This is a genomic window from Chitinophaga varians, assembly GCF_014529945.1.
GTDB classification, from domain to species: Bacteria; Bacteroidota; Bacteroidia; order Chitinophagales; family Chitinophagaceae; genus Chitinophaga; species Chitinophaga varians.
The window spans coordinates 433559-445749 of record NZ_JACVFB010000001.1 but is presented as its reverse complement, the minus strand read 5'-3'; the positions used below and the strand labels follow the sequence as shown (position 1 = coordinate 445749).

Here is a 12191-nt window from a genome sequence, read left to right as displayed (position 1 = left end):
TTTTCACGTTATAAGGTAATGTTCAGGCCGAAGGTGTAGTTCTTCATCAACGGATAGGAGCGCATGCTGGCTGCTTCCGGGTCTCTGACCTTCACATGATCTTCCAGCAACAGCAGATTGGTACCTGTGAAGAAGAGCCGCACGGCCGCAAGCCCGCTTCTTTTCATCAACGGCCGGGGAAGGTCATACGACAGGTTGATATTTTTCAGTCGTAAAAAGGAGCCATTCCGCAGCCAGAATGTAGAAGCATCATCTGCGGTGTTCCTTGCCGCCCGTGGAAATGCGGCATTAGGATTTTCGGGCGTCCAGTGATCGTTCCAATAAGCGAAATTTGTTTCTTCGGTCCTGGCCTGTACATAACGTACATCAATCATCGTTTTACTACCTGCGAGGCCCTGGAAAAGCAGGTCGAGTCCAAATCCTTTCCAGGTACATCCCAGCGCGATACCATAATTTATCGGGGGATTGCTGTAATTGGCGATGTATTGCGCATCATTATCATCGATTTTCCCATCCGGTTTATCGTCTACCGCCCCACGGATATCACGGTAATTGAGCATTCCCGGTTCTGGTTTCTGGCCAAAGATCGTATAGCCGGCAGGTAATGCGTCGAGGTCTGCCTGCGTGCGGATGATGCCGGTGGCTTCATACCCCCAGATGCGGTCCATATTGTATCCGATAACGGATTTATAAGCGCGTTGATTCGCCGGTTGGTCCTGCACTTTTACTTCGTTGGTAGCATAACCGAAATTGCCGGACACATAGTAGCCGAAATGTTTGTTTACAGCACCGTTGTACCTCGCGGACAGCTCAAACCCTTTCGCATTGATAACGCCGTAATTCTCTGCCGGGAGCGTGGCCCCGAAAGTAGACGGAACGCTTTGCTGCCTGGCCCCCAGAATATCATAGGTATGAGTGCGGAATACGTCCGCTGAGAAATTCAGTTTGCCGTCCAGCATATAGGCATCCAATCCGCCATTCCAGGATACGGACTTTTCCCAGGTGATACCCGGATTGGACAGTGAGCCCGGAGTGATACCGCTGGTAATACCGCCAAAAACAGCGCCGTTAGCAACATTATAACGCTGCATCCATTGCCAGCCGCCTACGGCGTCATTGCCTATCAAAGCTATCGTGCTTCTTAATTTAAGATCATTGACAAACGTCACATGGTCTTTAAAGAAAGGCTCCTCCGAAACGCGCCATATGGCAGACAGGGAAGGGAAAAAGCCCCAACGTCTTGGCGGCGAGAACTTAACAGAACCGTCGTACCGGAAAGCGCCCTCCAGGATATATTTATCAGCATAGTTATAATTCAGCCTGCCTATATAGGAGGCACGGCCGTCTTCCCATCCGCCTCCATTCGCAAACTGGCTGGCGGCGCTGCCGGCAAACAGCTGGTCAATGGAAGGCGACACAAAATTATTACGTTGACCGTTGAAATTATTCCCATTGCTTTCCGCCTGTTCGTACACCAACAACGCACTCAATTTATGCGCCCCGAAGGCACGGTTATAGGAAATATATCCATCCAGCTGATAAGCTTCCTGGTTATCATATGACTCGTAAAGGAACTCGCCGTCATTACGCGTTTTCACGCTTTCCAATTCATCAGTGACAATATGATTATGTTCGCCGCTGCGTTTAAACACGGATAATTCATACGGTAGGCTGAACTGTTTCGCGAAATTGGTCCTGGAATATTTATTGAACATGAATTTTAACTCAAGTCCGGGCACCGATGGCACCTTATAGCGCAGGGTAGCGATGGTGTTGTAGTTGGTAAACTTCTTTTTATTGTAACCGGTCTGTCCTTCTGTGATAGCCAATGGCGACCATTCGACGTAGGTACCGTTCAGTTTACCGTTTATATACGGTGGCACAGATTGCGTCCTGAACAGGAACGCCTTATACAGGTCCTGCATATTATCGCCGTCATTGTCATATCTCCAATAGGGTTTCTGGTCGTTTCTGACATCCATGCTTACATTTAAGGAAGCGGTGAGGTTACTGGTGATATCTGCATCCACGCTCGCTCTCAGGGTGTTCTTGCGAAAGTCGAGCTTATTGAAAGAACCTGTTGCATAGAAGTAGGTGCCGTTCATAAAGTACCGCACCTTGGGAGAACCTCCGCTTACCGATAATGAATGCCGCGTAGTCACCGGGTTTTTCCAGGCCTCATCTATCCAGTTCCAGTTATGTGTCTTAAAGTAATCCAATTCATCGGGCGAATAATACCTGGCATCATTGGTGGGGATGTTATCGATACGCAGGGCATCGTTAATGGTAACGCCCTGATGGTAGGCATTCTGGGTTTCAGGAATGTGTATAGGCTTCTCCACTCCTACCGAACCACTGTATGAAATAGCTGTTTTCCCTTCTTTGCCCTGCCTGGTTGTGACGAGGACAACGCCGTTGGCCGCACGGGAACCGTATACGGCAGCCGAGGCTCCATCCTTTAATATGGAGATATTCTCTACCTCACTGGGGTCCAGTGCATCGAAGGCAAATTTATCCCGCACCACGCCATCAATTACGTATAGGGGATCTGCGTTATTCCAGGTGCTGGCAGCGCGTATACTGATAGCGGAAGCCATGCCTGGTTTACCGCCGGATTGCGTAATACGCACTCCCGACAGCCTCCCTGCCAGCGCATTGGAAAGGTTGGCTACCGGCTGATCTTTGATTTCTTTTCCGGAAACAGTGGCAATGGAACCTGCCAGGGTGGCCCTTTTTTCTGTTCCATATCCTACTACCACTATTTCATTGAGTCCGCTGGCGCTGCTGCTAAGCATTATGTCGAGGTGGTTGTTTCCTTCCACATTGGCTTCCCGGCGATTGAATCCGATAAATGAAAAGAGCAGGGCCGCATTGGGAGCAGCCGGAATGGTATAATGTCCGTTCTTGTCCGTTACTGTTCCTCCGGCGGCGCCTTTCACCTGAACGGTAACACCTGTCAGCGGCGTCCCCAGTGAGTCTTTCACTGTTCCGGAAACGCGGAAGGTATCCGCTACGGCTTCGTTTTCCCGGCGCCGGGCAGGATCTGCCAACGGTCCGGGAGCCCGCTGCATACGGCTTTGCGGATTGCTTTTCACGGTGATCGTATTTCCCAGCTTTTTGAAGGACCAGTTCAGCTTTTCAGCCAGGCTGTCCAGGATGTTGTCGGCTGTTAAGCTGCGGGCATTTATTCGTACAACAGTATCCGGATTAATGCTACGGGCATCGAATACAAAAGTGACAGCAGTTTGTTGGTTGATAACGGAAAATAGTTTTCTTACTGAAATGCTTTGAAAATTTTCTGTGATAACGTGATTCATTTGGGCATTTACATTTTTCCCGGATGAGGTATTGAACGCGATCAGTTCTGCCAGGAAGTAAATGATAAGACATCTTGCCCACATCAGTAATAGCGTGGATAATCTTTTTTTCATACTTTTAACGTGTTTTTGTTTAAGCAAACGTCGCCTGTGCGCGGAGGCTCCACTTTCCGCACGATGACGCATTTTTACATTAACAGGCCGGTAGTCCTGTCCGATTACCGGCTTTTTTTAATGCGGTTACTACATATGTATATCGGATTTTAAAATTCAGACAGGATTACTTTCCCGGCTTCTATCCTGTATTTAAAGTCATAGTTAAAAGACAGGCTTTCCAGTACTTCCTGCAATGTCGGATTGCTGTATTCTCCGGTAAGTCGCCACTGCCGCGACTTTAATTGGTTGATATCAAATTGTACCCCATAAAATCTCTCCAGTCTGACAAGTACTTCGTTGATGTCGGCGTTGTCGAAATAAATGACCCTCTGTTTCCAGGCAAAACGTTTCCTGAAGCTAAATTTCTCTTTTTCGATATGGTCTCCCTTTCTGGTATATACCACCTCTTCTCCAGGTGCCAGTATAACGCCCGGAGAACTGTCCTTTTCCACCAACACTTTACCATTTGCCAGGGAAACGATGACCTGCGGCGCATCAACAAAGGCAGTAACGTTAAAACCGGTCCCCAGGGCGGTCACGGACAGTTTACCGGCGTGCACAGTAAAGGCTTGTCCCGGTTGACTGTAGACGTCAAAACAAGCTTCGCCCTGAAGTTGTACATCCCGGTGCTGCCGGCCAAAGTCGCCTCTCACCTTTAATACAGAACATGCGTTGAGCGTGACGGTAGTGCCGTCTGCCAGGCGAAAACTCCTGACCTCACCAAATGAAGTAGTATATTCTTTTTCATAACCGCGGAAATAGTTCAGATAAATAAAACCCACACCCACTAATACGACCAGCATGGCAGCAGCTATCCACCACCTTCCACGGGCGGTATAACTACTTCCCGGGGCTGGCACGGCGCTGAGTCCTTCATCAAGCCTGGATAATTGTTTCCATCCTTTTCTCAACTTCCGGTCATGCTTCCTCTCACTGTGTACGTCGGGATACTCGTCCAGATCGTTCTCTTCCAGCCATCGATATACCAGGTTTTCTTCTTCCCGCGTACATTCCCCGTTAAAATATTTTTCCAGCAGAGCTCTGTCTATCGGCGCCATAGCATTGTTCTTGAAAAGGCCGTCGGTTATATGAGTGTATAAAACACCCTGTATACCCTAAACCGATTTAAAAAAAATTTAAAATTTTCCTGAGGCTATTTTTCTAAGGGCCAGGGATACATGATATTCCACTGTTTTTACAGAGATTTCCATTCTGTTCGCTATTTCCGTATAGCTAAGTCCGTTATAGCGGCTCAGGTAAAATATCTCCCGGGTTTTATGGGAAAGGGATTCCAGCAGGGTATGGAGGTAGGCCTGCATGTCTTTATAACGGACACGCTCCTCCGGGCCATCCAATGCGTGAGGGGGTGTTGCCTGTTCTGTAGCGTCCTTTTTCTTTTGTCTCATTTTGAGATAAAAAAAGGCGGTATATTTTGCACAGCGGGCAATATAGTTTTCAAGTGGACCTTTTAATTCAATCTTTTCACGTCGTAACCAGAGGGACGTAAATACGTCCTGTACGATGTCTTCAGCATCTTCTTCAGAACCGGTATAATAGAATGCTATGTTATATATCTTTCGCTCATACGATTGATATATTAAACGAAATACCATAGCGTCACCCTGTGCCAGCCCTGTTAACAAATAAATGTCGTCATTGGAAAGGGGCGATAATTCAGGCGCCATTCACTATTCAATTTGCCAGGAAGATAACAACATCCCCGGGCACTTTATAGTAGCATTTAACCGATTTATACATAAATATTAGCAAGGGGCGCCGTAAGAATTTGGGGCATTTTGAAATCCCCCCAAATCATATTGTACCTTTTAGGGTAGCTTCCGGGGTGCAGCTGGACCAGCTTTGCGGCCGCCGGTATATACCTCAGGCCAGTGGAAAGCCGTCACCCGGGCATCCGGAAAAGCTGGCTAAAAGGATACCTATCATTACCACCTGACCTTCCGGGAGAAAACAACATGGGTGCGGCAATCATAAAATGACATTGACACTGAACTCCGGTTTCAGGGATTCTACCCATCCCGGTAAAAGTGAAAGTAAAAATAAGGAAGAGAAAAGGGCGGGCATATAATTAATAAGCGGCTGTCGAAAAAAAATAGTGTAAAATTAAATCTCTTTTAAACTTCATCACATTTGAATAGTCATACTAACGTTTTAGCAAATAGTCCTTAACCCACCATTGACCACAAAGCTGTACCCAGGCCTTGTATAATGAAGAATATTAAAGTCCTTGCAATTGGAGGATGTCACATTGCCGGCTATGGCTTACCCAATCAAAAAGATAATTTTGTCGATGTGTTGATTTCCGCTGTCAATTCTGAGGAAATCACATTTGAAAAAAAAACACAAGAGTATGTTGCATTAAAAAATTTTCGTCAGAAAACCGACAATATCCATGAGTTTGCTCCGCATATTTTATTAATACAGTTGGGGAATCATGAATTTACTTTCAGTCTCAAAAAGGAACTATTCTCTTCCCTGAAATTAAAAAAGAAAAAGAAGGTAGTCAGGGAAACCAGTGCTGATACTCCTCCCGCTGCCAAAGCCGGAATGGTCTCCCGACCACAATATCTTAAAGTCGTAGTAAAGTCCTGGTTTAAATTAGCTTTTGATACGCTTGTTTCCGTTACCGAAAAAAAGTTACAAGTAAGGAAAGCTGAGCTGAGACAGTTTATAGAACTACTAGATCAGTTGAATTATGACATCATCCTTCTGTCTCCCTTTCCTGTATTGGACAAATTCGACCAAAAAACAAGGAGGTCTGCGAGTAAAGTTATAGAGCACCATGAATTCAGGAATAAGAAAATCAGATACATCAATACCCATGCCCTGGTGCCACAGAAAAGGACGTATTTTCAGGATCCTATCCACCTTAACAAGGAAGGGCATTTACGGATAGCCAATAAGTTACAGTCCGTATTTAATGAATTATGCGGACTACATCAATCAAACACAGTTATCATGTAAGGGAAGCGCCGCGACTTTCGACAGAACCTAAGTTAAACAGCCCGGCAACTAAGTTTTTTTTGAAAAAATGGGTGATACAGATATTTTAGGGGTCGTCGTAGAAAAATTGAGTAATTTAGAAATAATTCAAGACGGAAAGGAACACGCAAGCATTAAACCAACTGACGATTATGTAGGAGTATGGGAGAAGCTCTAGATGATTGGAATGCGAAAGGAGATTCGCATCCATCTGGTGTAGTGCCTTCTGAAGCCGCAGAATTATAAATAAAATCTAATGAATTTAAAATCATTCATCAATAATGAAATTTTACGAATAGAAAACCATCTCAATACTTATTTACTTAAAACAGGTGTTGAATCATTAGTAAAGAAAGAGGTGATTTATGGGCAAAAAAACAATTTTATACTTCATTCGCTTGAAGGAGATAAAAAAGAAGTATTTACGTTTTCCATATCATATACATTCAAAGAGGACATAGAAGAGGAGAATGGACAGAGACCTAATGATATAACATTAAGCATCATATTACAAGTTAGCGATAATAAGAATTGTAAAATTACTCAGGAAATTATTTTTGGGACCGGGTTGGATGATATTGAGTTCAAAGTAATAGATATCGATAATATCGCCAATGTAAACTTTGAACAAAAGTTTAATTTTGATGAACTTAGGGAAACCTTTGAACTAAGCGTTGTGGATTTTAGTAAATCATTACAATAACATCTTTGGGAGGATAACGTAAAATAATATTATTCCCTAAGCAATAGCGCAACCTCTTCATCTAAACAGGAAAAGCTAATCTTACGATTAGCTTTTCCTGTTTGATCCCGCTCACTATCCAAATCACAAAATGAAATGGAGCTTTCATTGTTAGCGAATCGTATCGGAGTTCCCTTAGTCTATTTAGAACAGCCTACTAGAAATCTTGATAGGTGAGATACAGATTTTATAAAGTACGGGAAAGAAATCGGGGTTATACAGAAGGAACTCGACTAAACACTCAACTAAAAAAACAAAACCCCGCGACCAGCGCGAGGTTTATAAGTTGTCTGTGATCCCGCTGGGACTCCTCAGAACCCAGCGAAACCCTCCACCATACAGCAGCTTTAGTTATATTTACCCATAGGTACCCGAAAGAGTCCCCTTTTCAAATAGCTGAATTTATGCGATTTTAGACGCTTGTCAAAACGAACAAAAGTAGCAATTTCACACGAAATTGCCAAACCGGGCTAAAATTTATACTAAAAGGACGATCTACCAGTAATTTTTCTAAGTTTTTAGTTGCTCAGTTACAAGCCTCTGCATCCCACACTTTTCGCCAGACTATACTGCCATTTTCAAACCAGGTAAAGTACTTTCTGCATCGTCGGCAAAAATTTTCACGATTTAACGATTTTAGATAAGGTATTCTTTCGCGCTTAAACAGCTCTACGAACCAGATTAATTCTAGATTACGGCTATTTAAAGCTTCCAGTAGCAGCGTTTTTTTGACAAGCAATAGTTGTTGTCCCCCCTTGGGTGTTTGTCCGCAATCTTGATAAAATGCGATTACCTCCCCCATTGCATTGAAAAAACAGTTTTCTTCCATCGATACAATACCAAGTAAATTACGAATAAATTTGGATGGAATCTTAAGGGATACCTCCTCGCCAGATCTCATTGTCGTTACACTTGTAATTGTCGAAAAAATGAACTTTTCTTGTCCATCAGGTAGAAAATATGATAGTTCATTTTCAACCTCTCCAATCCAATCCATCCATACAATATCGGTTGGATTGCTGTAGGAATCAGTATCGGGGAACGCATCCAGTCTGTTCAGATTATTAAGTAAGTTAAACTGCGCATCCGGGGTCATGATACTTTCCATTAAACAACTTACCTGTCCTTTTTCAATAATTCCGGCACGTCCAGCCAAACTAGTATCCATACTTTTTTGAGAATCTGTAGTATTTGTATAATTATAGAAAGCCAACCACTCGTCCTCAACATCCTTTACTCCTAAGTCGTCGGAGGCATACTCTAGCCAATTTACAGGATCTAAATCAGGTTCCAAGGTGATAGCCTGGATTATGGCTTTATCAACTGGCAATGTCATGTCTAATTCAGGGGTTAACGTCTCCTTAATAACCAACCCATTTAGTGCAATAGGAACACTTCTGAATAACAACGAACTATCAAAACTAATCAATTCAGCGGGGTTAGGAATGGATTCTATTTGATGATAACCTATTAGGCGTGTCTCATTCCCAGATTGGTTAGGGACGTATGGCAAGTAATCAGACAAATATCCCTTAAGGTAATGGACTGCAAGCCAAGTATATTTTTCCTCGCAAGTATAGATCGTACTTTTCATACCATGAGTTGCCTCAGTGATTGTATTACCGACTTTTCTGTTAAACCCAAGACTTTTCATGTAGGCAATAGCCGCGGCCTTAGTCCAATTATGACTATTCACTGGTGAGTCTTTTGCTTGCTCGTGAAATGCTTGGTAAAAGGCATCTATTGCGCTCTTGTTGGACCCGGAATTCGCTAACCTTAAAAAATTATCGTCTACCTCTTTAATAACATACCAAGCTAAGTCGTGTACAATTGGATAAAATTCTTCAGTTTGGACCGTAAGAGCGTCATAATCCAAAGGAATCGGAACTATAAATTGGAGCATTTGAGGATGGCACCTCTTTAGGTAATCTTCGCTTACTAACCCATACTGGTATGCTCGTTCGATCACGGCACGGAATCCATGACGAACTATGATGTTGCGATGATTAGTCGAACTCATGAAAATGTTGGCAAAAGCCCAATTTGCCAAATCTCTTAGGATTTCATCGCAATGGTCAATCTTTCCGGCTAACCCCATAGCGATTGATGCAAGATCTTCCTGTATCTGAGGGTCAGCTTCCATGAATAATTTTTCTAGAAGCAAAATAAACTCATAGGGCTGTTTAATTGCCCATTCACACAATGCCTTTGTCAGTCGGTTACGAATTCGCTGGTCAAGTGTAGAAAGTGCCCAAGCGTAAATTAAAGGCATTTCATCATGCAACGCAATCGGAGATAACGTTAAATGATATGAACCTATAGTCAGAAGTGCAGTATGTAAATGAAATTCATCATTAAAAATACCTATACCCCTACCATCTGACGCCACGGAATATTGATCCTGTCCCATCCAAATTTGATCACGGGCAAAAGCAGAAGGCTGGCTTGCCAAAATTTCGTGTAAAAAATTTGCTCCAAAAGGACTTTTAGAACGTTGACCGGCAGGCAGTATTAACTTTGAGAATATCTTAAATCTTAATTTTCGATCTTCAATAAACTGTTTTTTTAACTTTGGTTTATACTTTGCGACGATGTTTTCATTGGAATTCATTAATGCACCCATCTGTAATGTCAAAATCATTTCTTCACTTAGTCCATCAGAAAGGAAACCCTGTCTTCCAATTATCTTATCTTCATCTTGCAGAAATTTGTTGACTACATTTTGGACAATACGGTAATTAATTAGGGATTTTCCTTTATCAAGTGTCATATCATAGCTATTGAGGTGTGTTGGCTGCCGGTCAGAAACGCTGCTTGTTTCGAGCAGAAATACAGGAAATATAGGCTTATCTTGCAATTTTAATTCCTGATAGATTTTATCCGACATAATTAATTCCATTATAGACTGATAGGATAGCGTATATCTTGTAACTAAAGAGGAATAGGGTGAAAAATCAGAGATAGTCTCCTCATTCAAGAGACCGTGAGCTACTAAATGATCAAGTAGTCGGCTAATTTCTCCAAAGGAAAGATAGTTCAAGCTAGAGGATAAAGCCTGCAAAAGCTTTTTCTGTTCTAATTCTGGCACCTTATAAAACTCATCGGCAATATGTCGCACCGCTTCTAGAACGGGATTGTGAGATTTACCAGGCGAATGGGATAAAGTAGAAATAAACTCAGTATTGATTTTGTCAACTTTTTTTAAGAGTAATTTCTCCTCTGCAGTTTCAATTTCGTCTGTGTCACCTAGGTGGCGGTCGTGGTAAAGATCACAAAACAACTTGAGGGCAAATAAGCTATCAATACCCCTAACCCTATCAAGAGATTCTATTTCGATGTTATAATGGGTGAAATACTGGGACGCAACCATTTTTACACTAACATCTCCTTCTTCAGGTAGTACTAGGCGTTTAAATTCCTTCCCATTAGGAATTTTAGTACTATCCTCAAAATAAGGCCTTGCTGTAAAAACAAACCTAACAGAAGGAAAACGTTGTATAATATACAAACTTTCTCCCATGCGTTCATACCAAATATTCCAATTATGAATATCTTCCTCCATACCATCAATCGTTATGATCACTTTGGAACCATTGGTAAAATATTCGTTGGCAAGATCAATGTTTTTTTCTGTAACAATGGTTTTAAGCACGGTAGCTTCCTTCCGCAGGGCAATTAGCTCTAGTGCGGTTAAAATTTCATCTTCATTCCATGTTGGTAAATCCAGAGCATTTCGCAATAATTCCGGCCAAGATTGACAAGAGCTACCTTTTGCTTGAATGATAAGAGCCGGTGCCCCACTAAATAGATGGCGCTCTACAGTGTTGGCCAAAGCATGCGTTTTACCGCTTCCTGCATTACCTAAAACGAGGAGAACGGATTGTCGCGTTTCGGCCCAGATATTCTCGAGTAAATTTCCAGTTGTAATTAAAAGCAGATCTTTAAGAGCATATGGTAACATTTGTTTGATCGGATGATAAAAATCTGAATTAGGTAGTTTCTCTAATTCCTCCATTAATCCTTGCAGGTCGATAGGTGGATATTCAATTCTTTCATTTAATATTGAGCTGCCCTCACGAATAGTTTCAGAGGTATATTCAACCATCTTTTTGATTACAATAAGGTAATTACTTAATGCTTCCAGATGAGAAACAAGAGAAGCATCTAAGGTGGGGGAAAAGCCAATTTTTTTTATGAGCCTATCTACCTGCACTACAGGTCTCATTATCTCATTCAGATCGCCCAGTAAACGTATTTGGGATGCTTTAGAAAAAGTTAAATTCCTGATTTCCCGTTGGATAACGCCGGTGTTATGTAACTGAGGGATATAACGTCCTTGGAGCCAACCGTGTTTTTGCTTTTCGAAAGAATCAATCAATTTTTTAAACGTTATCACTTCAACTTGAAAGAAAAATTTATGAACCCCTTCGTTCTCAGGTTGCATGATTTCATCTTCTAAACGTTCTTCAAACCACCAAATTAACTCCAAAGCAGGATACGTCTGCTTTATCCTAGCCTCAAATTTCTCTACCAAAATCTCTTCATGGTTCATGGTCGGCTTTTTTCCTTCCCCATTTTTTCCTCTCCCAAACTTCACAGACCAAATCCTATGTGGGATACAAATAGTATACTTTGTTATTTGCGGACGTAGGTGCAAAGCCTCCCGAATAGAATCCTCTATCTGATTTAACTGCGGAGTTTTCATTGATTTTAGAAACCACTTAGCCTGCATCGCCATTGTATCAGCATTGTCCAGCTGTGCATATGCCTCAACTCCACCATCACCACCAGCACCGTTGATTACGCGAAATTTGGTCAATTGTTTGCCATACTGCCTTTTTAAATAATTGTGATATAGTTTACTACAGAGGATTTCAAAAGCATCCTTTGGGTCCTGCCCGTAAGGTTGAAAATTAGACCAATTCATTGAGCGCTGGTGTTTAATAAGGTGTAAGTGTTTAAGAAAATCACATCTG

At 42.4% G+C, this 12191-nt stretch carries 6 protein-coding genes; 2 read left to right on the top strand and 4 right to left on the bottom strand.

Annotated features, from left to right (window positions below; all coding sequences use genetic code 11):
* Positions 1-8: 8 nt before the first annotated feature.
* The 3 genes from ICL55_RS01840 to ICL55_RS01830 all read right to left on the bottom strand — a co-directional run bounded on the left by ICL55_RS01840 (position 9) and on the right by ICL55_RS01830 (position 5158).
* Entirely contained in the window at positions 9-3431 is a 3423-nt protein-coding gene (locus ICL55_RS01840) for a TonB-dependent receptor (RefSeq protein ID WP_223151262.1), read from the bottom strand.
* Positions 3432-3580: 149 nt separating this feature from the next.
* The gene (locus tag ICL55_RS01835; protein WP_188094338.1) at positions 3581-4531 is read right to left on the bottom strand and encodes a FecR family protein; all 951 of its coding nucleotides are present in this window, start codon (positions 4529-4531) and stop codon (positions 3581-3583) included.
* A 78-nt stretch (positions 4532-4609) separates the two neighbouring features.
* Entirely contained in the window at positions 4610-5158 is a 549-nt protein-coding gene (locus tag ICL55_RS01830; RefSeq protein ID WP_188094337.1) for an RNA polymerase sigma-70 factor, read from the bottom strand.
* A 541-nt stretch (positions 5159-5699) separates the two neighbouring features.
* Here ICL55_RS01830 and ICL55_RS01825 point away from each other — a divergent pair.
* Complete coding sequence (locus tag ICL55_RS01825) at positions 5700-6455, top strand: SGNH/GDSL hydrolase family protein (protein ID WP_188094336.1); 756 nt, start codon at positions 5700-5702, stop codon at positions 6453-6455.
* Between the two features lie 274 nt (positions 6456-6729).
* Positions 6730-7176, top strand: coding sequence for a hypothetical protein (locus ICL55_RS01820; RefSeq protein ID WP_188094335.1), 447 nt, complete (start codon positions 6730-6732; stop codon positions 7174-7176).
* Between the two features lie 565 nt (positions 7177-7741).
* On the opposite strand, the gene ICL55_RS01815 is transcribed toward ICL55_RS01820, so the two are convergent.
* Positions 7742-12142 carry an NACHT domain-containing protein gene (locus tag ICL55_RS01815; RefSeq protein ID WP_188094334.1) on the bottom strand — a complete coding sequence of 1467 codons (4401 nt, stop codon included), beginning with the start codon at positions 12140-12142 and terminating at the stop codon, positions 7742-7744.
* Between the last annotated feature and the right edge of the window lie 49 nt (positions 12143-12191).